Genomic DNA, 22,484 nt, shown 5'->3' with positions numbered 1-22,484 from the left:
TGGAGGAATTCAAATGAATGTACATGTTGGGTTAAACGTAGTGGATCTTGAAAAGTCGATTGTGTTTTATACGAAGGTTTTCGGTGAAGAGCCTGTAAAAATAAAAGAAGATTACGCTAAGTACATGCCTGAAGATTTGTCATTAAACTTTACGCTGAATGTAAAATCTCAAGTATCCGGCAACCGAGTAGGGCATTTTGGAATCCAGGTTGAGAATCAAGAAGACATTAATCATCATAAACAGCGTCTAGAAAAATTCGGTTTTTTCACTCGGGATGAAATGAATACCAATTGTTGTTACGCCATCCAAGATAAGTTCTGGATTACTGATCCTGACGGTAACGAGTGGGAATTTTTCTACACGAAACAAGACGCTTAAGCTAGGAGGAAATAGGATGGAAAATATCTATGCGATAGCTAAAAGAATTGAAGACAACAAACAACAATTGAGTGAAGTTAACCTTAATGGTTGGAAATTAGAAGCGACCCCTAAGAAGAAACTGAAACTGCCAATGAATCTTTGGAAAAATAAAAACATCAATACTGTTTGTTGTGCACCGTGTTGTTAAGTTTATTAATACTCCCCAAATTAAAGAATTTTGGGGAGTTTAATAACCAGAATTGTATTGTAATTATACCGTGTAAGCTTTTACAAACGTGAAACGTCCAATCATAAAAAATCTTTTAAAGCCATACGAATTTATATAGGAACCTGCAACCAATTTTCTCCTAATTTAGCAATTGCAATTCCTTGTTTCTGATTTTCCCCGAATATTTTTCCTCTCTTCTTCAACCATCCAAGAAAGCAGCTGCAACACAAGGTTCGTTATCAGTTGCCTCTTTTAATTGAAATACTCATCTTTAATCTTTCCAGCTTCCTCGATTGGATCGATCATGCTTAAAATTTTTTTCTTTTGGCTCAACGCCTTCCTCCCTTTGTACATCCTCGATATAACGTTTCCCTTACATTGGTGACCCACTCCATTATTTAACAGTAAATAATTTTCCACCGGGTTAAGGGGATTATATTCATAATCACTCTTTACTATGGGATAACTAAAACAAAGTTATAGTCGGGAGTGACAAAAATGGAGAACACTCAGGAATTGATTGAAAAAAACGACGCTGTTTTAAGGCAAACCTATGACCAACAATTTCAGATTTGGCTGGATCACATTGTTTTTACTTGGCGCTGGTGGATAGGCGTTATAGTGATTCTAATTTGCATAGGGGTATGGATTTGGCTAAGGAAGAAAGGGTACTCAGACCGTTTGTTTTATGTAGGTTTTTTTGTGGCATTCACTGCAACATTCTTAGATTCAATTGGCGAGTATTTTGGTATTTGGGGTCAACAATATGAAGTATTCCCCGCCTTTGCTTATTTACCTTGGGATGCTTTCATGCTCCCCACTATTATCATGCTTTTATTACTATTTAAACCACATATTCACCCTTCACTCAAGGCTCTACTATTAGGCGCGTTTACTTCATTTATCGGACTGCCCTTGATGACTTGGTTGGATATTTATGAACCAACTAACTGGAGATTTATATACTCCCTTCCCATTCAAGTGGTCATTTATTTACTTGCACATTTTTTTAGTCGAAGAAAGCATTTTGACCTCCTTTGAACACTAACTCAGCATCAAATACACTGCTTATTCCATCTGATCTAAAAATAAGGTGTTTAAAGGGATTACCCGTAATATTTCCCATTAACATTAAAAAGAATAATAGCTAAAATGAGTCTCATCATTGAAAAGACAATCCTTTTAAATAGTTTCCCCTTAATATTTCTTCATATCCTATCTCACATTTTACTTTTCATGTAATTTTAAAGGCTGATATAACAGGTATCTTGGAATAACACCTATAAGGATCAATTTGTAGAAAGGGCTGTAGGTAGGCTCAAATACTTTGCTATAACTTGGGGACTATAAAAATGAGGTGATGATATGGATAAAGAGGATTTAAAACTTACTTCTTCTGAGATTGGGACATTGTGGGGAGAATATGTAAATGGAACTGCGATTGATATTATAAACAAGTATATGGTTTCCATTGTTAAAGATGAAAAGATACGGGGCATTTTCGAGGATGCTATACAGACATTTAGTAAACAAAAGAAGCAAATAGAAACGTTCCTTAAAAACGAAGGGTTCCCAGTTCCAGTTGGTTTTACTGAATCGGACCTCACTAAGGGAGCAAAAAGGTTATTCTCTGACATATTCTGCTTACACTATTTGCACATTATGACGCTACACGGTTTATTAGGGCATACCACATCGCTTAGCTCTTCTGTAAGAAAAGACCTGAGAGAATTTTATGATTCCTGTGATAATGATGGGAAGAGAATGTACCATCAAACGATTGAATTATTACTCGAAAAGGGGCATTATCAAAGAACTCCTTACTTTTACCCTGATAAACGTCCTGAATTTATTTCTGGACAACAATTTGTGGATGGTTTTGGGGGTCAACGCCCTTTATCCGCACCAGAAATTATTAGTCTTTCGTTTAATATCAAAAAGAAAATAATGGAGAAATCCCTTTCCATTGGATTTAGCCAAGTGACACAATCCAAGGAGGTTAGGAAGTTTTTGAAATCTGCCCAAGATACTTCAAATAACCAAATTCAATCATTGGTTAAAATACTTAAAAAAGATAACTTACCTGTACCTATGTCTTGGGAATCTGAAGTCACAACATCCCAGGATTCTCCCTTTTCAGATAAGTTAATGTTATATCACATTGGGTTTTTATTACAGGCCGCACAAGCTTATCACGGAGTAGGACTTGCATCAGCTATGCGAACAGACCTCGTCATGAGTTATGAAAAAATCCTATTAAAAAACATCATGGTTACAAAAGAATGGTTCAATATAATGACAAAAAATAGATGGCTTGAACAACCGCCACTTGCTCCAAACAGAAAAGAGATTGCAAAAGACAAATAACTGTAAACCATCTCCCTTAGTAGGAGGTGGTTTATAGTGGACCAACATTTCAACTTATTGTTTTAGAAAAACACTTCGCTTACTACCCTGGTTACTATTAAAAGATCCACTTGTTGAAGATCATAAAAGCATAGCTCATTCATTTATTTCCCCCAGAAAGTAATAAAGTTCATATTTAGAGAAAGATTAAAGGTAACAACAACTTTGGAGGGTTTAAAACATGACTACCTCAGATCACCTGTCCATTTCTGCATCAGAATTAGGAACGCTATGGATGGCTTACCAAAATAAAACGATGAACATGAGGTTTTTAGAATATTACATTGAAAAAGCGGAAAAACAAGAAGCCAAAAGACTTTTGGAATCCTATTATAATAAGGAAAGTGAACATGTAAAAACTTTGATAAAAATATTTCAGGACGAAGGAGCCGCTTTGCCTATAGGCTTTACTGAAAAAGATGTCACTCCAGGAGCCCCTCGTCTTTACGATGAAATGTTTGATATCATGCATTTACGTTTGATTACAGAAATTAATATGGGCCTTTTTACAGTACACTTTTCAATGGCCTATAGGGATGACATACGAAAGTTGTACCAACGGTTTACCGCGGATGCCCAAGAAGCTTTTGACCAGACGACAGGTTTGCTGTTAGAGCAGTCGGCTATTCCCCGCCCCCCTTATGTCACGATGCCAAAGCAAGTAGAATTTGCAAAGAACAAACAATATATGACTGGATTTAATCTGTTAACTCATAAAAGGACCTTAAATGCCGTGGAAATTGGTCATCTTTACCAAGCCATCGAGGCAAACACGATAGGTGAAACACTTATGACGGGTTTCGCCCAATCGGCCCAAAATAAAGAAGCAGCAAAGATTTTCTTTGAAGCAAAAGATCTTGCGAAAAAAATTACTTCCACTTTAAGTGACCTCTTGCGTCAAAGTGATGTACACACCCCTTCACCATGGGCGGGGACAGCGACTGATTCCACCAACGCACCCTTTTCAGACAAAATGATGATGTATCAAACCAGTGTATTCTCTAGCTTTGGTCTTACCAGCAATGCTCTTGGGTCAGCATTTAGTTTACGAAGTGATTTACCCTTAAAATTGGCAAAAATTGCACAAGACACCTTCAGTTTCGCTAAGAATAGCGGGCAAGTTATGATCAAAAATGGATGGTTAGAGGAACCCCCTCAATCAGAGGACAGAGCAAAATTATCAAAAGGACAAACCAATAAATAAAAACAAGGAATCGGGTAATGCTTAATTGCGTTACCTACTCTTTTGTCCCCTATAGACAGAGCAATGTATAAAAAATTATGAAATAACATCGATACTTGGACGGGGTCATATGAATAAAAAAAATAAACATGAAAAACTCTTTTGGAGTATCGCGTTACCAGGTCTTGGTCAAATTTTAAACGGTAAGTTTCTTAAAGGATTCCTTTTCATTGCATTGGAGTTACTAATTAATGTTCAATCCAACTTTAACGAAGTGATCTTTTTAAGTTTTCACGGAGAAATTGAAAAAGCAATTCAACAAACGAATTATCAATGGTTAATGTTTTACCCTTGTTTGTATTTTTTTGCGATGTGGGATGCATACAAAGATGCAGGTGGAGGGAGATCGTCATCTTCCTTTTGGCCATTTGTAGTTTCCGCCTATTCTGTAACGGTTGGTCTAATCTTTTCGCCAACCTTCAAGATGATGGGGATGCTACTAGGTCCTGTATGGTTACCCCTGTTATCCGTGATTCCGGGGGTAGTCATTGGACTATTTTTAAAAAAGCTGGTTAGTAAAAGCTCCCGTTAACCAATACTTAACGGGTTGCTTCCTGAAATTTTGTCGTTACCTCTTCCCTACATTCTACATAACGTCTTAAAAAGATATGATTCTCCCAAACCTAAGGAGCCTCTTCATGTAGTAAGAGAAACGATTTTATTGTCCCTCGACACTAGAAGACACGCCAAGAGAAGGTTAGACTAAAACCAAGAACAAAACTGCCACCTCCTGTGGAGTAAAAAAGCGTAAGATCCTCACTTAAATAAGGATCTTACGCTTTTTATTTATTATTACCGCAGCAATTTCGCGCTTACTGTTCTCTGCCTTGGCCCATCAAATTCACAGAAGTAAATCCCCTGCCATGTCCCTAACACTAACTCACCTTTTTCAATGATAATCGTTTGAGCATGGCCGACAAAACTCGTTTTCATATGAGCCGCTGTATTTCCTTCCATATGTTTGTCCTCTGGATGTTCCCAAGGAAAAATTTCGCTCCACCTTCTCAACATGTCCGTTTTCACGTCAGGATCAGCATTTTCATTGATGGTAATGCCGGCCGTTGTATGCATGGAGGATACAATAACAGCTCCGTCCTCCACCCCTTCTTGTTTAATCCAATCGGCAATATCCTGAGTGATATCAATCATTTGATCATGATGGTCTGTTTTTACTGAGAACGTTGTAATCATTCAATCACCTCTCCCATCCATCAGATTTGTGATGCAGCGTACTGTTCAAGCTGCGTGTAGGTAGCTATTTCCTTATCAAAGGTTTCGGAATTTGCTTGTTTCCAAGTCATCTCTTCTAAGTCTACTTCAATTGCAGCTCGGTACACATAGGTCGCATTCCCTTGCAGTTGAATAGAATAACGTTCTTTTTCTTTGCTCACGACACAATTGACGAGTCCACCTTTGTTGATGACCATGATCGGCGTATCAAGATCGTTTCCTCCGATTAGAGTTGATACAAGTGAGGAGGCTGACATGGCGGTTCCGCAGGCATTCGTTAATCCAACACCGCGCTCATATGTCTGAACGAACACTTTATTCGGAGCGAGCAGCTTCATAAAGCTGACATTAACTCCTTTTGGAAAAACGTCCGGCAGCTGATTGGCTTTTTCACCGACCGCAGCTAAATCTTCTTCTTGATAATCCTCGACAACAGCGACGATATGCGGGTTGGGTACACTTAACGCGGTGAAACGATAGTCCTTCGACAATGCTGGTACTTCAACGTTTGCCGCTTCGTCAGCCGGAAAATTCATCGGCAGAGATTTTGCAGCAAAAGAAACCGGTTCAATTGCTACCGAAAACGTATCAATTCCTGTGTAAATTGGGTCGACTTGACTTACGGCAAGCACTGCTTTGTCTGTTTCAATATCAACCGCCTGCTTACCTGTTTCTTCTATTATATAGCGGGCCACACAGCGCAAGCCATTGCCGCACATTTCCGCCTCGGTCCCATCTGAGTTAAACATTCGCATTCTCGCCTCGGCTTTATCGCTATCAAGAACAAATAGGATGCCATCAGAACCGATGCCGCTCGCACGATGACAAAGTAATCTCGAGAGGTCATAACGGTCCTGTTCTGAAAACGAATACGTTTCAAGTCGTTCATCTATTAAAATAAAATCGTTGCCTGATCCATGACATTTTATAAACTCTATCATACGTAAGCTCCCTTTAATTTTTTATCCATCATAGCATATTTCTCTCATTTATATCGAACGGCGCTTCATCAGCCATAAGAAATAAGGCGCTCCGATCAAGGCCACTAAAATCCCTGAAGGAATTTCGTTCGGGGCGAGCAAAGTGCGACTGAATAAATCAGCCAATACAAGTAAGAAGCCGCCAATCAACATCGTGACAGGCAACAGCTTTTGATTGGCACTGCCGACTATCAACCGTGCAAAGTGCGGGGCAATTAAGCCGACGAACCCGATCGAACCAACAGCTGCCACGCTGCATGCAGCAAGTAACGTAGCCAGGAGAGCCATTTGAAAACGAACCGATGTAACCCCGAGACCTAACCCTTTAGCCGTTTCATCGCCAAGGGACAGAACATCCAATGTCTTGATATGAACCGCTAAGATCGGAATAAATAAAATCACCGGCCAAATTAGGAATTGCAGCAATTCCGGCCACCCTCTAGCATATGTGGTTCCAGACAGCCAGGTTAAAGCTGAGGCTACACCCATATCAGCCTGGACAACCAGGATTTGAATGATCGCCGAGCCAAATGCGGAAATACCAATTCCTAATAAGGCAAGTGTTGTTGGATAGAAGTTGGCTTTTGCCCCGAGCACCATGACGAGCAGAAAGAACACAAAAGCTCCCGCCATCGCACCAACAGGGATCCAGACAGCTGACACACTGAATAAATACATGGTTGTCAACGCCCCAACCCCGGCTCCTGACGTAATCCCGATCACAGAAGGGTCAGCCAGTGGGTTTCGTAACACCCCTTGAAAAATTAATCCGCTGACCGCGAGAATTGCCCCACTGAACAGGGCCACCATTGAGCGTGGCAGCCTTAACTCAAGGATGAAATTTCGAATAAATTCATTCGCATTTCCAAACAGGGCATTGATCGTTAGTACAGGCTCAAAGCCGAAATTACCTGACGCCATACTTACGAAAACCGTGATAAGGATGACCACGGATAGGGTCGGAACAATTTTTTTCAAGGAAATATTGGCTGCTCCCTTACCAGCCATAATCGTTCCGTTCTCCTCTGTATTGTTGTCATTTCTCATCCGAAGGACAAGCCAAATCAACCATGGCGATCCTACAAGAGCAGTAATGGCTCCGACCGGCAGTTCAGCAAAGGAAGGGTCAATGATTCTCGCCATCACGTCAGCCATCAACAGAACATTGCCTCCCCAAATAAAGGAACCAATCATTAGCGGAATATGAGAGCGATAGCCGATCAGCTTGATAATATGCGGGGCCACCAAACCGACAAAACCGATCGGTCCAACGACACTCACCGTCACAGCCGTTAATAAAACAGCTGCGATAACCGTAATGAATTTAACAGAACGGACATTTTGCCCTAATGCGGTCGCCACATCATCTCCGAGGGTCAGCGTATTGAGTTTTCCTGCATAGATGAGTAATAAGACGATCGATAGCAAGATAAACGGGGAGGAAAACTGTACACCGTTCCAGTTGTTTTGCACCAGCGTACCAGACCCCCATAGAAAGAGCCCCTGTACTTCATTTTCGTAAAAAATTTGCAACACCGACGTCAGTGAGGAAAATAAAAAGGTGACGATCATCCCCGCTAACACCATTCGTACAGGAGTGGCATTGCCTGCCCCTGATAACAAGTAAACAATCAGAAAGGTGACGACTCCTCCGACAAAGGCGGTCACAATACCATTTCCGAACATCGCAAACGGGAAAAAGATCGTGGACACGACGACGGCAAAGTAGGTTCCTGAATGAATACCGAGCGTACTGCTTGAGGACAGCGGGTTTTTCGTGACGGTTTGCAGCACAACCCCTGACACCGCAAGCGCTCCACCGGCAAGAATTCCCATAACAGCACGCGGCAGCCTTAGTATCCTAATCGTATGGTGGTTTAAAGTGTCCTGCGGGTTAAAGATAGCTTCGACTACAGTCCCAACCGGTATCGACACATTTCCCTGATTAATGTGGATAAAAGTTAACACACACAACAAAGCAGCCCCGCCTCCAAAAGTCAGGACACCAATTATTGTCTGTTTCATCATTTGATTCATAACATCACTACTCTCTTAAAAGCGGATCAAAGCGCTTAGGGGCGACTGCATAAGCAAAAACACTGGAGAGATCGGCTCTACGATATTATACGTGGAGCTGCTTATATCACCCGCCTCTGCCTTGAGAAGCTAGATAAAGTAAACGCGGATGGATACAATTAAACGTAATCTATGTATATAAGCAAAAACCCGTACTTGAACGAGAAAAGATCAAGACGGGATTTCACTTCATGAAGGTTCAGTAAACAACCTAAATTATTTTACCACAGAATCTACAATTTGTTTGGCTAGAACTTCAGCGGATAACGGTCCTCCGAATGTCCATGTGTCACCAGGAAGCTTGTGGGTCCGGCCTTCTTCCACAAAAGCTAACTCTTCCCAAACTGGGTTCCCGGCCAGCTGTTCGCTAAAGATGTTGTCCTCTTCCTGTACAATATAAAAGAAATGGGCATCTTGATAATTTTGTAACGTTTCAACCGTCGTTTGTGTATATCCGTAGACTTCCAGCTTGTCTGATTTAAAGACGTTGTTCATCCCCATGTTTTTCATCACGTGCGCCACAATTGAATTGTCGGTAAACAACCGTAATGTTGGAGTATTTTGGGCTGTAAATGCCTGAGTGATCAAATAATTCATATCTGAAAATCCGGCCTTTTCAAGCCGAGCCTGCTGCTCTTTAAACGTCTGTTTCATAGCTGTTAAAACCTCGTCAGCTTTTTCCTGTTTGGCGAGAATTTTAGCCATTGTATTGAATTCATCTTTCATATTCTTAAACTGATTTTTCGCACTCTCCTCTGAGTACGGCGCAAACATCACCGTTGGGGCGATATCTTTAAGTTGATCCGCAATTTGTTCATGGCGGAATTTTACCCCGATAATTAAATCCGGATCGAGTCTAGCGATGGCTTCAAGGTTAGGTTCAGCACGCGTTCCTACACTTTTCACCTCATCACTGAAAGGGATTCCGACGTTTACCCACTTGCTATATTGGTCAAGCCCCGCCACTCCTACAGGTTCCATACCTAAAGCCTGAAGATTTTCAGCATACGTCCATTCTAATACGACCACTTTCTTAGGAGTTCCCTCAATTGTCTGCTCACCCATTGCATCCGTAATGGTTACAGAACGTGTATCTTCATTTGACTGAGAATCACTGCTGCTTTCCTCGCTGGAATTCTCGTTACCTCCACTACAAGCTGCCAAGACAGCCATCATAACAAATAAACAGATAAATCCTAGTTTCTTCACGTTTCCTCCACCCTTTCTATTGTAGGACCTTTTAACAAAAAACATAAATATATTAAAAACAAAACAGGTTCATAATGTATGTATCGTTAGGCTTTCCAACCTGTTCAATCTTATCTCTTTCTCGAGCTCAAAATCTAAATGATAAAGATTATCATTATCACCAATGTAATCATACCTAAGACTCAGACTTGTGTCAATCCTCAATTTCACCCGCAATTATTAAGACTTATTCTTAGGACCAGCCTATACATATTAATTGACACGGTATGCCCAACTTGCTACCATTAAGAGAATTAGGATTCCGGTAAGTCTTTGCAGCTCTCCGGTCTCGTAAAAAAGGAGAATTCCATGGAAGACTTTCATTCATACGGCTGGTACGCAAAGCGTATCGCAAAACATCTGCCGAAGGGCGTTTTCAAACCTGTTCCGAAACGTCTGTGGGGAGGATTAGCCTACTTAGCGATTGTGGTTGCTGGTTTATTGCTGATCAGTTTGTTTGATTGGCATCCACTCATTTACTTACCGATTTCGCTTGTGCTTGGAGCGAGTTTTGCCGGGATGGGATTTCTCGGTCACGAAATTCTGCACGGTACCGTGGTTAAGAAACCTTGGATCCGGGACCTCTTGGGTGCCATTGCGTTTTGGCCGCTCAGTACAGGTCCGAAGCTTTGGAGAAAGTGGCATAATTTAAATCACCATATTCATACACAGCACGAGGAGAATGATCCAGATTCATGGCCGACACTTGAACGATTGAGCAAAAGTAAAATGGTTCGCTGGATATACAAACTGCCCCTGTTCATTCGAGCCTTTTTCGCATTTGCGTCGCTGGCCATTCAGTTCTCTGCCCACTCGCTGAAAATGTTTTTTGCTTATATTAAGGATTTTAAACCAAAGAAACAGCCCGAAGTCTGGCTGCAAATGATACTGCCGTGGGCCACCTGGATTGGGCTTCTGTTTCTGATCGGCTGGGAAAAGTGGTTATTTGCCTTCTTTCTTCCACTACTGTTGGCAAATTTGATCGTGATGGGTTACATTTCAACCAACCACCGATTAAACCCGCTCGTACCTGTCAATGATCCACTGGCGAACAGTTTGACTGTTACCGTGCCAAAATGGGTCGATTATATTCACTTTAATTTTTCATATCATACCGAGCACCATTTGTTTCCTGGTATGAGTTCGAAACATTATCCCTTGGTTAAATATCATATTAAAAAAATGTGGCCGGAACGCTATCACGAAATGCCTATTGGCAAAGCCCTGATCGCTTTATGGAAAACACCACGGCCTTACTTTGACAATCGGGAATTAATTGATCCCTCACAAGGGAGTCTTTACGGATCTCTCGGCAATGGATTAAATCCAGAGCACATTACAATTAAAAAACAGCTTGACGACTAATTACAGCTTCGCCTGGTATGCCTAGGTGAAGCTTTTTTTCACGAATAAAGACACCACTCAGAACCATTCTGAATGGTGTCTTTGACTTGGATCACCTTAAACCATTACCATTCGTTTGGCTAAAGCCAATTCCTGTACATGGGGTAATCGAGAAACGTCCATATTTCCGCCACTGACGACGACGCCACATTTTTCGCCGGTTAGTGCCAATTTATCCGCTAGCACAGCTGCGAGTGCGGCAGCTCCAGCCCCTTCTACGAGTGTCTTCTCCCGCTCAAGCAAATGAACAATCGCACTGGCAATTTGCTGTTCGTTGACCGTGACAATTCCGTCTACAAATTTTTTAATATAGCGAAAGGTCAATGTTCCAGGTTCCTTCACGGCGATGCCATCTGCAATCGTCGACACAGTGGTCAACTTTTTAGGACCTGTTTTATAAAAAGCATTACAGGTAGCTGAGGCTTGCGCAGACTGAACACCAATGACGTTAACGGAAGGCTTTATTTGTTTCGCAGCATAAGCAATTCCCGCTATGAGCCCTCCCCCGCCGATCGGTACAACAATCGTATCGAGATCAGGCTGCTCCTGCAGCATCTCCACCGCCACTGTCGCTTGCCCTGCCATAATATCGACATCGTCAAATGGGTGAATAAAAGTCGCCCCCGAGCGTTGCTGCTCCTTCATAGCAGCTCCGTAAGCTTCCTGAAAAGATTCTCCAGTAAGAACGGTAACTGCTCCATAAGCTTCGGTGGCTTGCACTTTGGCTCTTGGTGTTCCTTCCGGCATAAAGATTTTCGCCGAAATTCCGCGTTTAGCGGCCGCTAGGGCGACGCCTTGAGCATGGTTGCCAGCGGAAGCTGCAATCACTCCGCACCGCGCTTCTACCTCAGTTAATTGAGCGATCTTAAAGGATGCCCCCCTCACTTTGAAGGCACCAGTCTTCTGCTGGTTCTCCATCTTCATGTACACTTGGCTTCCTGTTGATTGGTTGAATGTTTCCGATGTTTTGAACGGTGTTTGATGGACAACATTATATAAATGCTCCTTCGCCTCAAACACCCTTGGTAATGTTAAGAAATCCCCAATGTCTTCACTCCTCGCAGAAAATTATTTTGCATGCTGTGCTTCATATTGATCAATGGCCGCTGCATAGTTGAGCGTTACCGATATTTCGTCCCAGCCATTTACTAACATATTCTTATGATAAGGCTGAATCTCAAATGACGCTTTTACGCCATTTTCGCTTTTTACGAATTGATCGATTAAATCCACTTCGATCTGCAATGATTCTTCCTCAGCCTGCTTTAACAATTCATTGACTTTCTCCTTCGGCAATGCAATAGGAAGAATCCCGTTTTTAAAACAATTGTTATAAAAAATATCAGCGAAACTTGGTGCGATCACTACTTTAAATCCAAAATCCTGAATTGCCCATGGTGCATGCTCGCGAGAAGAGCCGCATCCGAAGTTTTCTCCGCCCACCAGCACCGTGGCCTGCTTATACTTCGGATCATTCAGGGAAAAGTCTTCACGCGGAGTTCCATCATCGTGAAAACGCCAATGGTAAAATAGAAACTGTCCGAACCCTTGTCGTTCGATCCGTTTAAGAAACTGCTTAGGGATGATCTGGTCTGTATCGACATTGGACCGGTCAAGCGGATAAATCAATCCTTTATGTCGCTGAAATGGTTCCATCGCTTACCCTCCTACGGCTGCGGCATATTTTCTTACATCGACAAAATAACCTTCCAGCGCCGCTGCTGCTGCCATCTCTGGACTGACAAGATGAGTTCTCGCCCCATTCCCCTGCCGTCCTTCAAAATTGCGGTTGGACGTAGAGGCACAACGTTCTCCAGGTGGGACAATATCATCATTCATAGCCAGACACATACTGCAACCTGCGTCACGCCATTCAAAACCGGCGGTGAGGAAAATGGTATCAAGCCCCTCTGCCTCGGCCTGCTCTTTGACCGATTGCGAACCTGGAACAACGAGAGCTCTGACATTTTCGTTAACTTTGCCGCCTTTGACAATGTGTGCAGCTTTTCGCAAATCACTTAATCTTGAATTTGTACAGGAGCCGATAAATACGTGCTCAACTGGAATCGACTGAATCGCTTGATTGGCTTGTAGGCCCATATAATCAAGAGCTCGCTGCACACTATCCCGATCCTGGACATCCTTTAGAGCTGATGGATCCGGTGTTGAGGCTCCTACCGGCACACAATGTGACGGATTGGTTCCCCACGTCACCTGGGGCTCTACCTTGGAGGCATCAATCTCGACCGTGGCATCATAAACAGCCTCCGGGTCTGACGCTAAAGCTTTCCATGCTTTTTCGGCTGCCTCAAATTCTTCACCGTCTGGCACGTATCGTTTACCTTTCAAGTAGTCAACCGTTGTTTCATCAGGGCTGATCAGTCCAGCTCTAGCTCCGGCTTCAATCGACATATTACAGATCGTCATCCGCTCTTCCATCGACAAGTCCCGAATTGCCTCGCCAGTATATTCAATCACATAGCCTGTGCCAAAGCGAACACCAAATTTAGCAATAATAGCCAGAATCAAGTCCTTAGCTGTTACCCCTGTACCGAGCACACCATCCACTTTCACTTCCAGCGTTTTCGGGGAAGCCTGCCAAAGTGATTGTGTTGCTAGTACATGCTCCACTTCACTCGTACCAATGCCAAAAGCTAATGCTCCGAAAGCTCCGTGTGTAGACGTATGACTATCTCCACATACTATCGTTTTGCCCGGCTGCGTTAATCCAAGCTCAGGGCCAATCACGTGTACAATCCCCTGATCAGGATGGTTGATATCCGCAAGACGGATGCCAAATTCCTCGCAATTTTGTTTTAATGTGTCCATTTGCTTTTTAGCAACGGCATCTTTAATGACATTTCGATGAACCGTGGGCACATTGTGATCCACTGTGCCATACGTACGATCCGGCCGACGAACGTCTCGCCCACTCATTCTCAGTCCCTCAAACGCCTGAGGAGAGGTAACTTCATGAATTAAATGCAAATCGATATAAAGCAAATCTGGCTTATTTTCTTCCTGATGCACGACGTGCTGCTCCCAAATTTTTTCAATGATCGTCTTCGGCTGCCCCATGTTTATGGCCACTCCTTTCCATGCTTAGACATAACATCGCATAATATTTTCCGTCGTATCATGTGAGCTCATTTGTTCAGATACCTTGTTAGCAAGTACGCTCCCACTAACTTGAATTCCTCCAGCTACCTTAAGGTCAGCTGTATGATATTTATCTTGCAGCACTGCGTGGACTGCTGCTTCCACTTCATCTGCTTCCTCACTCATTTGGAATGAATAACGCAGCATCATGGCTGCTGACAAAATGGCTGCCAGCGGGTTGGCCTTATCCTGACCGGCAATGTCTGGTGCTGATCCATGCACAGGTTCATATAACCCGAGGCCATCCTCCCGAATACTTGCAGACGGCAGCATTCCAAGCGACCCAGTCAAAACAGAAGCTTCATCGCTTAAAATATCACCAAACATATTTTCCGTCACCAATACGTCAAAGTAAGTTGGATTCGTAATCAATTTCATCGCCGCTGCATCCACGAGCATGTGTTCCACTTCTACATCCGGATAGTCATGTTTCTTCTCTTCCACGATTTCTCTCCACATCCGGCTTGACTCCAGGACATTCGCTTTATCGACTGAAGTTAGATGACGGCGCCGTAGCTGTGCACTTTGAAATGCTTGATCAACGATCCGCTCAATCTCAGCTCGTGTGTACGTCAACGTGTCTACGACTTCTGTATTCTGATTGCGGCGCTCCCGCGGTTCCCCGAAATAAAGGCCGCCAGTCAACTCCCTTACAATCAGCAAATCACTGCCTTCCACAACTTCCCGCTTGAGAGGGGACGCATGTAAAAGCGATGGAAACCCTTTTATCGGTCTAAGATTCGCAAACAAGCCAAGTTGTTTACGGATCCCAAGCAGCCCCTTCTCCGGACGAAGGTGACCAGGCAGGTGCTCCCACTTTGGTCCGCCCACAGCCCCGAGCACGATGCCATCTGCTTTTCGGCAGGCAGCCAGAGTATCCTCAGGAAGAGGAGTGCCCTGATGATCGATCGCCGCTCCTCCGATGTCCTGTGTTTCAAACGTAAAGGTATGACCAAACTGTTCCGCTGTCGTTTCCAGCACTCGTTTTGCCGCTTTTGTTACCTCAGGACCAATACCGTCACCAGGCAATAGAACAATATGCTTTTTCATTCGTTTTCCCTCCTTAAGCTTGAACTTTATTAACTGGCTGCTCGTTGGATTGCAGTGTACGATTCACAGCATTTAAAAAGGCGTGAGCTGAAGCTTCCAGTACATCCTGTGCCGACCCTCGGCCTGATGTTGTGACCTCATTAACGGTCAATTGAACATACACTTCAGCTAGAGCATCTCTTCCTTTACCAATTGAACTCAACTGGTAATCTTGCAAATGCACTTCTTCATCCAGCAGCTCATCCAGTGTGTTGTAGATCGCCTCAACGCTTCCTTCTCCAGTACTCGCTTTTTCCACTTCCTTGCCGTCAGGTCTCGTGAGCAGGATTGTCGCCGTTGGACGATTGATACTTCCATATTGAACTTGAAAAGCTTTCAATTCATATTTCGCCACATCTTCATTTTCCGTCTGTTTATCTGTAAGAATCGCAAACAGGTCCCCGTCTGTCACTTCTTTCTTCTTGCCTGTTAAATCTTTAAACGAAAGAAAAGCTTCTTTTAGTTTGCTGTCTGTCAATTGGAATCCTAATGATTCTGCCTTTTGCTTAAAGGCGTGACGACCAGAATGTTTTCCGAGTACAAGGTTATTGGAATCGATACCAACCATATTAGGAGTGATAATTTCGTATGTCGTGGCCTCTTTCAGCACGCCATCCTGGTGAATGCCTGATTCATGGGCAAAGGCATTACGGCCAACGACTGCTTTGTTACCCGGTATTTGCATGCCCGTCAGCTTACTGACGAGATCACTCGTTCTTTTAATTTCTTTCAAGACCAATCCTGTATGAAAATCATAGTGGTCTTTCCGGATTTCAAGCGCTACGGAAATTTCTTCAAGCGCTGCATTACCGGCGCGTTCTCCAATTCCATTGATCGTTCCTTCAATTTGCCCTGCTCCCGCTTCAATCGCAGACAGCGAATTACTGACCGCCATCCCAAGATCATCGTGACAATGAGCAGACAAGGTAACCTGATCGATATTCTTCACGTGTTCTCGAACATAGTTGAAAAGTTTGCCGTATTCAACAGGAGTTGCATAACCAACCGTATCCGGCAAGTTGATCACGTCTGCCCCTGCCTCGATCACTTTTTCGATAATGTGAACAAGAAAATCGTAATCCGAGCGAGTTGCATCTTCTGCTGACCACTGAACAAATGGGAATTTCTCTTTCGCATAAGCAACCGATTCGACCGCTGTTTCGATGACTTCATCCGGTGTTTTTTTCAGCTTATGCGTCATGTGAATCGGTGACGTGGCTAGAAAAATGTGAAGCCGGGGCTCGGCGCCTCCTTTCAGCGCTTCCCAGGCCGTGTCGATATCACTTTTATACGACCTGGCAAGGGCGGTTACCGAGCAATTCCGAACCGTATTGGCAATCTCTTTCACCGCTTCAAAATCTTCCTGAGAGGAAGCGGGGAAGCCCGCCTCCATAATATCTACACCCAGCCGTTCCAATTGCTTAGCAATCTCAATCTTCTCTAAACGATTCAAGTTAACGCCTGCAGATTGTTCCCCATCTCGTAGCGTTGTATCGAATACATTAACGTGAGCCATGTGTGACCACTTCCTTTTCTTTTGATTGAGATTTCTTAACAAAAGGCATTAATTCACGTAACTCCTTCCCTACTTTCTCGATTTGATGTTGACTCTCGCGGGCATTCACGGCGTTAAATTCAGGGCGATTTGCCTGGTTTTCAAGGATCCAGCCTTTTGCAAACTTGCCGGATTGGATTTCATTAAGAACTTCTTTCATACGAGCTTTGGTTTCTTCATTTACGACACGCGGTCCTGAAACGAAGTCTCCCCATTGGGCTGTATCCGAGATGGAATAACGCATGCCTTCAAGTCCGCCTTCATACATGAGATCGACGATCAACTTCAACTCGTGCAGACATTCGAAGTAAGCAACTTCCGGTTGATAACCCGCTTCTGTCAGCGTTTCAAATCCTGATTTTACTAAGCTTGTAAGTCCGCCGCACAGTACGGCTTGCTCTCCGAATAGATCAGTTTCGGTTTCTTCCTGGAAGGTTGTTTCTAGTATACCTGCACGCCCGCTGCCGATTCCTTTTGAATAGGCGAGAGCTACTTCCCGGGCTGATCCTGTAACATCCTGCTCAACACCGAACAATGATGGAACACCTGCTCCTTCTTCAAATGTACGGCGTACTAGGTGTCCTGGTCCTTTCGGAGCCACGAGGAAAACGTCTACGTTATCAGGAGCGACCACTTGGTTGAAATGAACATTAAAGCCATGGGCAAAAGCTAAAGCTGCTCCTGCTTTCAGGTTTGGTTTGATTTGTTCCTCATACACTTTAGGCTGATGCTCATCAGGAAGCAGAACCATCACGACATCTGCTTCAGCTACTGCATCTGCGACGGTTTTTACTTCTACACCATCTTCCACTGCTTGATCCCATGATTTCCCTTTTCTCAATCCAACTACCACGTCATAGCCGCTGTCCTTCAAATTCCGTGCGTGTGCGTGTCCTTGGGAGCCATACCCTACAACTGCGATCTTTTTGTTTTTTAGTACCTCATCTTTGATATCATTGTGATAGTAAACTTGTGCCATTGTTCATTCATCCTTTCCCATTTTTATTTTAGGCTGTTTTCGTAAACTTTTTGCTATATTAAAGAGAGTGGTTGATTTCTCTCCAGATGCTCGCTTTCCGCTCCAATCAACTTCTATATCAATGGTTTGCTTTCACAAACTCTTTTAAAAACAACAATCTATAAAAATAGCCTTATTTTAATAACGAATATGATTTAATCTCTGCTACCTGTTTTTGATGACCTCTTGTGAATGCGGTCAACCCTGTTCTGGCTAATTCCTTGATTCCGTATGGGCGGAGCAAGTCAATCAGGGCATCTACTTTGTCTGAGTTGCCGGTCACTTGAATCGTTGTATTCTCGCGGCTGACATCGATCACTGTTGCCCTGAATGGTTCAATGATGCCTTGAATCTCGCTGCGAACTTGCGGGTTGCTGATAACTTTGATCATTGCCAGCTCGCGAGCGACAATCGCTTTATCGGTAATATCAGAAACTTTTAGGACATCTACCTGTTTATTTAACTGTTTCGTCAACTGCTCAAGCTTTCGTTCATCCTCGATTTCCACGACAAAGGTCATTTTGGAAACTCCCTCTGTTTCGGTGCGGCCTACCGAAATGCTTTCAATATTAAATTGTCGTTTGGCCAGTAAGCCGGTCACCCGGTTTAATACGCCGCTTCGGTTGTGAACGATCGCTGTGACAATACGTTTCATCGTTTCACCCCGATCATCTCATGCAGCCCTTTTCCTGGTGCAATCATTGGATAGACATTTTCTTCTTGCATGACGCGACAGTCAATTACGGCTGGATGAGGGTCATTTAATACGGACGGTAGAATTTCCTCTACCTGGTCTCTCGAATCCAATCGATAGCCTGGAATTTGATAACTTTCTGCTAATTTCACAAAATCTGGCTGCGTATCAATAATCGAATGGGAATAACGTTTATCATAAAAACTCTCCTGCCACTGCCTTACCATGCCTAGTGCCTGGTTATTTACGATGAGGACTTTAACAGGCAGCTTCCTTTCCTGAAGAAGCGAAAGTTCCTGCATCGTCATTTGAAATCCGCCATCCCCGACAACGGCGATAACTTTTGCATCAGGATCAGCAACTTGAGCTCCAACTGCTGCCGGAAAGCCAAAGCCCATTGTCCCAAGTCCCCCTGACGTTACCCAGCGATTGGGCTGATGAAAGCTGTAATATTGTGCCGCCCACATTTGATGCTGGCCTACATCTGTTGTCACGATCGAATCCCCGTTTGTATAATTATGAACTTTTTTCATAAGCCACTGTGGTGCAATTTCTGAGTCAACATCTTGATGCCATAGCGGAAACTCATCTTTATTGGCCTGAGTCTTTTCGAGCCAGTCATTGTGATTAAGCTTTGATGAAGGATGATGATTCAACGCTTCTAAAGCAGCTTTTGCATCCGATACAATCGGGATATCCGTTGGAACGTTTTTACCAATTTCAGCCGGATCAACATCCACATGAGCAACTTTCGCGTGTGGGGCAAAATGCTGTAAATTCCCTGTCAGCCTGTCATCAAACCGTGCCCCGATATTGATGAGCAAGTCACTTTCATACAGCGCCATGTTCGCTGTGTACGTTCCGTGCATACCGGCCATACCCAGTGAGAGTTGGCTGCTGCCTGGAAAACTCCCTAACCCTAATAGCGTCGTCGTTACCGGCAGTTCATAAGCCTCGACGAACTTGCTCAGTTCCTCTGATCCGCCTGCATGAATGATTCCCGCTCCGGCTAAAACCACCGGCTTTTTCGCTTGCAGCAAGGCGTCATGTAATTTTTTAATTTGCAGCGGGTTGGGGTTAAGTGTCGGCTGATATCCCGGCAAGTGGAAGCTAGCATCTACTTTTGCTTCGTGAACCGTCGATGAAATGTCTTTTGGAATATCCACAACAACCGGTCCTGGACGTCCTGTTGTAGCGATATGAAACGCTTCTTTAACGATCCTCGGCAGCTCCTCAATACGCTGAACCTGGTAGTTATGCTTCGTAATTGGAGTTGTGATCCCCATCACATCTGATTCCTGAAAAGCATCAGTTCCGATCACTCCCTTGGCCACCTGCCCGGTGAAAATGACAACCGGCAGAGAATCCATCATGGCATCAGCAATTCCGGTAATTAAGTTGGTAGCACCCGGACCTGAAGTGCCGATTACAACTCCCGGACGCCCCGATACTCGCGCATAGCCTTCAGCAGCATGAATCGCGCCCTGTTCGTGACGCGGCAATATATGATCGAAAGACCCTCCAGCCCGGTAGATCGCATCGTAAATCGGGAGCACAGCTCCACCCGGATATCCAAATAACGTATCAACCCCCTGTTCAATTAGTGCTTCCACTAACAAATCCGCTCCCGTGCGTGGTGCTGTCTTCACGTTGTAAGTTGCTTCAGCCTTCATAGATTTTTAATCCCTCCTAAAAAGTAATAATGATGAGTACTTTAGTTATAAAAAAAGACCTTTTCCTCCCTCTTCTCCTCTACACAGATTGGTAGAGAGAAAGAGGGGTGAAAAGGTCTTCTTGTTATTCCACGGTACCACCCTCATTCGCGTACAAACGTACGCCTCAAGGAGCTTATCGCTTTCAAGCTCTCGTTTTGATAACAGGTGTTCGAATAACACCTGATCCCACCTACTTAAAGAAATCGTTCAGTTGGGACACTCAAGGATGATGTCGGAATAAGCAGCAGTTCCGGGCTTCCAGCAACCCCGGCTCTCTGGGAAAGCTTAATCTTATTCCTTTATTCCTGTCTTCGAGTTTTTGGATTCAGTTGTTTAGTAAAAAATTGCACCTAACTAACTTGCACTTTATCTTTAGGCGGATACACTTGAACGCCATCCGTTGTCGTAATCTTTCTAAACTCAGATAGCAAGTGGCTCGTAACGACACCAGGCTTTCCGTCTCCCACTTTTCGCTGATCTACTTCAACTACCGCAATGACTTCAGCAGCCGTCCCTGTTAAAAAGACTTCATCAGCCACATAGACATCGTGCCTTGTGAACGGTTCCTGCTTCATTTCGTACCCTTTTTCCTCAGCAAGGTCAATAATCGCATTGCGCGTGATTCCTTCCAACGCTCCGAGGTACACGGGCGGAGTGTAAATCGTGCCATTCTTGACGATAAAAATATTATCCGCTGAACCCTCCGTCACGTACCCTTGATCGTTCATCATGAGTGCTTCATCCACACCTGCTTGATTGGCTTCCATTTTTACCAGAATATTATTTAAATAATTTAATGATTTCACTTGTGGCGGTAAAATGTCCGGTCTGTTTCTGCGGCTCGATGCCGAGGCCAGCCGAACACCGCGTTCATATAATTCTTTAGGAAATAAAGCAAGTGCTTCGGCAATGACAACCACTCGTGGCTCAGCACAACTTGTCGGGTCCAGCCCGAGATTGCCAGCTCCTCTAGAGACAACCACACGAATGTACGCCGTTTCCAGTTGATTCTTGCGGACGGTTTCAGCAATAATCTGCTCCAGTTCCTCCTTCTCATATGGAATGTGAAGCATGATGGACTTTGCTGAATCGTAGAGACGATTGAGATGCTCTTCCAGTTTGAAAATGTTGCCGTCATAGACGCGAATACCTTCGAACACCCCATCTCCATAGAGAAAACCATGGTCATAAACCGAGACAACGGCTTCACTTTTGTCGACGTATTCGCCACTTAAATAAATCCACTGGCTGCTCATTCAAAGCACTCCTTTCTTTTAGTGATTTAATGTTTAAACTGGGCAAAGGCCCTAAATAATATGGGGGACCCTGTGTATGATCATTCCTACATTTGTCAGGGTCCGGGGTCGGTCTTCCACATGAATCAACTAGGCGCAATCTTCGGAAAGCGATGAAGTTGATTGAGGACTACTTTAACTCCATTTTCACAGAAGGTCAACAGGTTTTTTGAAAGTTTTCTGAACTATTCGATTATTCTATTTTTAAGTTAAGCGTTTACATTCAAGCTATGAAAAGAATTATGAACTATTTATCGTCTGAGTTTTTTTCTTATTTATCTTAAAAGTACAATTCGTTGGCCTCATTATCTCGAGGATGATTGCCCATCGCGCCCGTCTTCCCCTTCTCGTGAATTTCGCAAAAAAAATCACACGCTACCCGAATGTGTGATTATTCTTTCTCATGACTATTTTGTTTTGAAAAACCTCCACGTTTCTTGACCATTTCAAACAGCCCGGTTCCGGATAATCCAGCTCCGACACCCGCCCAAATTCTGAGCATAAGGCTCATATCTGTGAACGGAAAAGCCGCAATCCCTGCGAATAAACCAATCCCCACACTTAACAGCGGGATGTAGTTTTTAGGGATTCGAAACGCTTTTTTCACGACCTCGATCACCCCAAACACAAATGGACTAATCATTGTAATGAAAAGAAGAACCTGCTGCATGATTTCGTTCTCCATAACGAATCCCCTATCGTGTAATTTATTAAAGCATAATAATGGCTCCATACTTTGTTCATATTTTATTCAAAAAGCCTGTTTGATGTAACCGCCCTGG

20 protein-coding genes and 1 pseudogene are annotated in these 22,484 nt (G+C 43.7%); 7 read left to right on the top strand and 14 right to left on the bottom strand.

The window, feature by feature from the left end; genetic code table 11:
• Window positions 1–13: 13 nt before the first annotated feature.
• The 6 genes from P9989_RS08085 to P9989_RS08060 all read left to right on the top strand — a co-directional run bounded on the left by P9989_RS08085 (window position 14) and on the right by P9989_RS08060 (window position 4,771).
• Window positions 14–379 (top strand): ArsI/CadI family heavy metal resistance metalloenzyme, encoded by a 366-nt coding sequence (locus tag P9989_RS08085; RefSeq protein ID WP_283078262.1) that lies wholly within the window; start codon window positions 14–16, stop codon window positions 377–379.
• Between the two features lie 16 nt (window positions 380–395).
• Entirely contained in the window at window positions 396–569 is a 174-nt protein-coding gene (locus P9989_RS08080; RefSeq protein ID WP_283078261.1) for a hypothetical protein, read from the top strand.
• A 519-nt stretch (window positions 570–1,088) separates the two neighbouring features.
• Window positions 1,089–1,631, top strand: a complete 543-nt coding sequence (locus P9989_RS08075) for a CBO0543 family protein (protein WP_283078260.1) — start codon at window positions 1,089–1,091, stop codon at window positions 1,629–1,631.
• 324 nt (window positions 1,632–1,955) lie between these two features.
• Window positions 1,956–2,957 (top strand): DUF3231 family protein, encoded by a 1,002-nt coding sequence (locus tag P9989_RS08070; protein ID WP_283078259.1) that lies wholly within the window; start codon window positions 1,956–1,958, stop codon window positions 2,955–2,957.
• Between the two features lie 220 nt (window positions 2,958–3,177).
• Complete coding sequence (locus P9989_RS08065; RefSeq protein ID WP_283078258.1) at window positions 3,178–4,200, top strand: DUF3231 family protein; 1,023 nt, start codon at window positions 3,178–3,180, stop codon at window positions 4,198–4,200.
• A gap of 109 nt (window positions 4,201–4,309) precedes the next feature.
• Window positions 4,310–4,771, top strand: coding sequence for a hypothetical protein (locus P9989_RS08060; RefSeq protein WP_283078257.1), 462 nt, complete (start codon window positions 4,310–4,312; stop codon window positions 4,769–4,771).
• A gap of 260 nt (window positions 4,772–5,031) precedes the next feature.
• On the opposite strand, the gene P9989_RS08055 is transcribed toward P9989_RS08060, so the two are convergent.
• From P9989_RS08055 to P9989_RS08040, 4 genes are all read right to left on the bottom strand, one after another.
• The gene (locus tag P9989_RS08055) at window positions 5,032–5,430 is read right to left on the bottom strand and encodes a secondary thiamine-phosphate synthase enzyme YjbQ (RefSeq protein ID WP_283078256.1); all 399 of its coding nucleotides are present in this window, start codon (window positions 5,428–5,430) and stop codon (window positions 5,032–5,034) included.
• Window positions 5,431–5,450: 20 nt separating this feature from the next.
• Window positions 5,451–6,410, bottom strand: a complete 960-nt coding sequence (gene dapF / locus P9989_RS08050; RefSeq protein ID WP_283078255.1) for a diaminopimelate epimerase — start codon at window positions 6,408–6,410, stop codon at window positions 5,451–5,453.
• Window positions 6,411–6,458: 48 nt separating this feature from the next.
• Window positions 6,459–8,486: an iron ABC transporter permease gene (locus P9989_RS08045; protein ID WP_283078254.1), complete on the bottom strand. Its 2,028-nt coding sequence runs from the start codon at window positions 8,484–8,486 to the stop codon at window positions 6,459–6,461.
• Between the two features lie 255 nt (window positions 8,487–8,741).
• On the bottom strand, window positions 8,742–9,734 hold the full coding sequence (locus tag P9989_RS08040) for an ABC transporter substrate-binding protein (RefSeq protein ID WP_283078253.1): 993 nt from the start codon (window positions 9,732–9,734) through the stop codon (window positions 8,742–8,744).
• A gap of 348 nt (window positions 9,735–10,082) precedes the next feature.
• Between P9989_RS08040 and desB the strand changes: the two genes are divergently transcribed.
• On the top strand, window positions 10,083–11,138 hold the full coding sequence (gene desB, locus P9989_RS08035) for a Delta(10) desaturase DesB (protein ID WP_283078252.1): 1,056 nt from the start codon (window positions 10,083–10,085) through the stop codon (window positions 11,136–11,138).
• A gap of 96 nt (window positions 11,139–11,234) precedes the next feature.
• On the opposite strand, the gene ilvA is transcribed toward desB, so the two are convergent.
• From ilvA to P9989_RS07985, 10 genes and pseudogenes are all read right to left on the bottom strand, one after another.
• Window positions 11,235–12,224, bottom strand: a complete 990-nt coding sequence (gene ilvA, locus P9989_RS08030; protein ID WP_283078864.1) for a threonine ammonia-lyase — start codon at window positions 12,222–12,224, stop codon at window positions 11,235–11,237.
• A pseudogene (leuD, locus tag P9989_RS08025) lies at window positions 12,209–12,833 on the bottom strand (3-isopropylmalate dehydratase small subunit). The gene ilvA and the pseudogene leuD overlap by 16 nt, the downstream one beginning before the upstream one ends.
• Window positions 12,834–12,836: 3 nt before the next feature.
• Window positions 12,837–14,255, bottom strand: a complete 1,419-nt coding sequence (leuC, locus tag P9989_RS08020) for a 3-isopropylmalate dehydratase large subunit (protein WP_283078251.1) — start codon at window positions 14,253–14,255, stop codon at window positions 12,837–12,839.
• 24 nt (window positions 14,256–14,279) lie between these two features.
• On the bottom strand, window positions 14,280–15,386 hold the full coding sequence (leuB, locus tag P9989_RS08015; RefSeq protein ID WP_283078250.1) for a 3-isopropylmalate dehydrogenase: 1,107 nt from the start codon (window positions 15,384–15,386) through the stop codon (window positions 14,280–14,282).
• Window positions 15,387–15,399: 13 nt separating this feature from the next.
• Window positions 15,400–16,941, bottom strand: coding sequence for a 2-isopropylmalate synthase (locus P9989_RS08010; RefSeq protein ID WP_283078249.1), 1,542 nt, complete (start codon window positions 16,939–16,941; stop codon window positions 15,400–15,402).
• A complete protein-coding gene (gene ilvC / locus P9989_RS08005; protein ID WP_283078248.1) occupies window positions 16,928–17,959 on the bottom strand; it encodes a ketol-acid reductoisomerase in 1,032 nt (343 codons plus the stop codon). Before ilvC ends, P9989_RS08010 begins: the two co-directional genes overlap by 14 nt.
• A gap of 172 nt (window positions 17,960–18,131) precedes the next feature.
• The gene (gene ilvN / locus P9989_RS08000) at window positions 18,132–18,653 is read right to left on the bottom strand and encodes an acetolactate synthase small subunit (RefSeq protein WP_283078247.1); all 522 of its coding nucleotides are present in this window, start codon (window positions 18,651–18,653) and stop codon (window positions 18,132–18,134) included.
• Complete coding sequence (ilvB, locus tag P9989_RS07995; RefSeq protein WP_283078246.1) at window positions 18,650–20,365, bottom strand: biosynthetic-type acetolactate synthase large subunit; 1,716 nt, start codon at window positions 20,363–20,365, stop codon at window positions 18,650–18,652. Before ilvB ends, ilvN begins: the two co-directional genes overlap by 4 nt.
• Window positions 20,366–20,757: 392 nt before the next feature.
• The gene (gene ilvE / locus P9989_RS07990) at window positions 20,758–21,663 is read right to left on the bottom strand and encodes a branched-chain-amino-acid transaminase (RefSeq protein ID WP_283078245.1); all 906 of its coding nucleotides are present in this window, start codon (window positions 21,661–21,663) and stop codon (window positions 20,758–20,760) included.
• A gap of 430 nt (window positions 21,664–22,093) precedes the next feature.
• Complete coding sequence (locus P9989_RS07985; protein ID WP_283078244.1) at window positions 22,094–22,387, bottom strand: holin; 294 nt, start codon at window positions 22,385–22,387, stop codon at window positions 22,094–22,096.
• Window positions 22,388–22,484 lie beyond the last annotated feature (97 nt).

Origin of the sequence: Halobacillus naozhouensis (assembly GCF_029714185.1) — a bacterium.
GTDB classification, from domain to species: Bacteria; Bacillota; Bacilli; order Bacillales; family Halobacillaceae; genus Halobacillus_A; species Halobacillus_A naozhouensis.
This window is presented reverse-complemented; position numbering and strand designations above follow the sequence as displayed.

What these genes read in the sequence shown, in the direction of transcription:
- desB (WP_283078252.1), top strand. Translation starts at nt 10,083, where the DNA reads ATGGAAGACTTTCATTCATACGGCTGGTACGCAAAGCGTATCGCAAAA.
- P9989_RS08010 (WP_283078249.1), bottom strand. Translation starts at nt 16,941, where the DNA reads ATGGCTCACGTTAATGTATTCGATACAACGCTACGAGATGGGGAACAA.
- leuB (WP_283078250.1), bottom strand. Translation starts at nt 15,386, where the DNA reads ATGAAAAAGCATATTGTTCTATTGCCTGGTGACGGTATTGGTCCTGAG.
- ilvB (WP_283078246.1), bottom strand. Translation starts at nt 20,365, where the DNA reads ATGAAGGCTGAAGCAACTTACAACGTGAAGACAGCACCACGCACGGGA.
- P9989_RS08065 (WP_283078258.1), top strand. Translation starts at nt 3,178, where the DNA reads ATGACTACCTCAGATCACCTGTCCATTTCTGCATCAGAATTAGGAACG.
- P9989_RS08055 (WP_283078256.1), bottom strand. Translation starts at nt 5,430, where the DNA reads ATGATTACAACGTTCTCAGTAAAAACAGACCATCATGATCAAATGATT.
- P9989_RS08070 (WP_283078259.1), top strand. Translation starts at nt 1,956, where the DNA reads ATGGATAAAGAGGATTTAAAACTTACTTCTTCTGAGATTGGGACATTG.
- ilvE (WP_283078245.1), bottom strand. Translation starts at nt 21,663, where the DNA reads ATGAGCAGCCAGTGGATTTATTTAAGTGGCGAATACGTCGACAAAAGT.
- P9989_RS08080 (WP_283078261.1), top strand. Translation starts at nt 396, where the DNA reads ATGGAAAATATCTATGCGATAGCTAAAAGAATTGAAGACAACAAACAA.
- dapF (WP_283078255.1), bottom strand. Translation starts at nt 6,410, where the DNA reads ATGATAGAGTTTATAAAATGTCATGGATCAGGCAACGATTTTATTTTA.
- P9989_RS08085 (WP_283078262.1), top strand. Translation starts at nt 14, where the DNA reads ATGAATGTACATGTTGGGTTAAACGTAGTGGATCTTGAAAAGTCGATT.
- ilvN (WP_283078247.1), bottom strand. Translation starts at nt 18,653, where the DNA reads ATGAAACGTATTGTCACAGCGATCGTTCACAACCGAAGCGGCGTATTA.
- P9989_RS08075 (WP_283078260.1), top strand. Translation starts at nt 1,089, where the DNA reads ATGGAGAACACTCAGGAATTGATTGAAAAAAACGACGCTGTTTTAAGG.
- leuC (WP_283078251.1), bottom strand. Translation starts at nt 14,255, where the DNA reads ATGGGGCAGCCGAAGACGATCATTGAAAAAATTTGGGAGCAGCACGTC.
- ilvC (WP_283078248.1), bottom strand. Translation starts at nt 17,959, where the DNA reads ATGGCACAAGTTTACTATCACAATGATATCAAAGATGAGGTACTAAAA.
- P9989_RS08060 (WP_283078257.1), top strand. Translation starts at nt 4,310, where the DNA reads ATGAATAAAAAAAATAAACATGAAAAACTCTTTTGGAGTATCGCGTTA.
- P9989_RS07985 (WP_283078244.1), bottom strand. Translation starts at nt 22,387, where the DNA reads ATGGAGAACGAAATCATGCAGCAGGTTCTTCTTTTCATTACAATGATT.
- P9989_RS08045 (WP_283078254.1), bottom strand. Translation starts at nt 8,486, where the DNA reads ATGAATCAAATGATGAAACAGACAATAATTGGTGTCCTGACTTTTGGA.